Here is a 916-nt window from a genome sequence, read left to right as displayed (position 1 = left end):
TTTATCACCACTTTCGGTTTCAGTAAATTGCTGAAAAGAATAGTTTTTAGAAAAACTTGAAAGAGCCTCAATAGATGCTTGATTACTACTTTGTGTATAAGTAAGTTCTAGTGCGCAAACCTTCCCTGCACACTCTAGATCTTGCTGTAAAATAGTGACGTCTTTTAATTCATTTAGAATAAAATCGTTTAGCTTATCTTTACGTATTTGTGCTATTTCAGAGTATTCAATATTAGACATACGCTGCAGTAATATTGAAGTATCATTTTTAAATACGTCGTCCAATGCTTTTGTTGAAACAAATTCTTTTCCACCCTCAGTTGAAACAAATTCTTCAGAGAAAGCGTTAGGGCTTGAAATAGGCAATTTAGATATCGCTGCCACTTTTTGCTCTACAACTTTGTGCTGTTTGACAGATGGTTCAGAGGCTTTACTTAATAGGGTGTTTGGCTCAATTGGAGGCTTAGCTTTTTCATTACTAAGAATGGCTTCATCAGTTGGTTGTATGTGGGTTAGCGGAGGATCTGAAGGCTGCCCAGTGTTTAAAATACCAATACCAAGAATGGCGACAAAAACAAGTGCAATTAAAAATATGTATTTCATTTTACTATCCTTAGAAGAGAAAGGCATACGCCTTTCTAAATGATGCTTATTCCAATCGTATCATACAAGAAACTTGACCACCACCAGAGCACGAATAGCTAACTGTACCACCCTCACCATGAACAACCGTCATGCTACCTGAGGTGCAACGGCATGTCATTGTTGCATAGGTAAATGTACTCATTGTGATTAAAAAAAACGCTAAAATAACTGTAATTTTTTTGATAAATTCATAATAATCCTTAATCGTGATTTCGAACTTTAATGTTACCTTATTGTTTTTTTTGTAAATAACTATTTTCTAGGTGGTTTA

General features: G+C 34.8%; 1 protein-coding gene. It reads right to left on the bottom strand.

The window, feature by feature from the left end; genetic code table 11:
* The coding region (locus GQR46_RS20130) for a hypothetical protein (protein ID WP_165742297.1) at positions 1 to 603 on the bottom strand (603 nt) is incomplete at its 3' end.
* Between the last annotated feature and the right edge of the window lie 313 nt (positions 604 to 916).

This window comes from Pseudoalteromonas sp. Z1A6 (assembly GCF_011378745.1).
GTDB classification, from domain to species: domain Bacteria; phylum Pseudomonadota; class Gammaproteobacteria; order Enterobacterales; family Alteromonadaceae; genus Pseudoalteromonas; species Pseudoalteromonas arctica.
This window is presented reverse-complemented; position numbering and strand designations above follow the sequence as displayed.